General features: G+C 47.9%; 1 pseudogene. It reads left to right on the top strand.

Going from position 1 to position 707, the window contains the following annotated elements:
* Positions 1 to 707, top strand: a pseudogene (locus RMA95_RS00430) (ShlA/HecA/FhaA protein); the annotation flags it as partial.

Genomic DNA, 707 nt, shown 5'->3' on the forward strand with positions numbered 1-707 from the left:
GTGTTAAGTAACCAGCAAGGCAAGCTTCAGTCTAGTCAGGACCTGACCTTAAAGGCGCAAGGAATTGATAACCAGTCCGGCCTGATCGCAACGCGGGCCAAACTGGATATGCAGCAACAGTGGCTGAATAACAGCAAGGGCCAGATTCTTTCGGGTAGCGCCTTAACGTTTGTTGGACAGGACCTTATTAACCAGGGCGGTTTATTACAAAGTGGAGCCGATCTGAACTTTAAGCTCAGTGGTCTGTTTGATAATAGCCAGTCAGGGCAACTGTACAGTGGCGGGAACACCGAGATACAGGCGGGTTCGGTTAAAAATAGTGAGCAGGGCAAGATCAATGCACAGGGTGTATTGAACATTGATGCTGTACAAGGCATTAATAATACCCAAGGTGTGATGGCTTCAACCCAGCAGATGTCATTGAAGAGTCAGGGCTTACAAAATGATGGCGGTCAGATCGGTACGGAACAAGGTGATTTACTGATTCAGACGGGTGGCTTATCGCTGAATAATGGTTCAGGTGCTATCCAGTCTGGGAAAACCCTGACGCTTGATGTGAACGGTTTAAATAACAGTGGCGTAATCAGTGCGCTGGATCGACTGACGTTAAATAGTCAGGGCGATGTGACGAATGACCACGGGAAGCTCTTGTCGAACAAGCAACTTCAGGTAAGCAGCCAGAACTTAAGTAACCAGTCTGGTGTGAT

Origin of the sequence: Acinetobacter sp. V110_1 (assembly GCF_031798975.1) — a bacterium.
Taxonomy (GTDB): Bacteria; Pseudomonadota; Gammaproteobacteria; order Pseudomonadales; family Moraxellaceae; genus Acinetobacter; species Acinetobacter nosocomialis_A.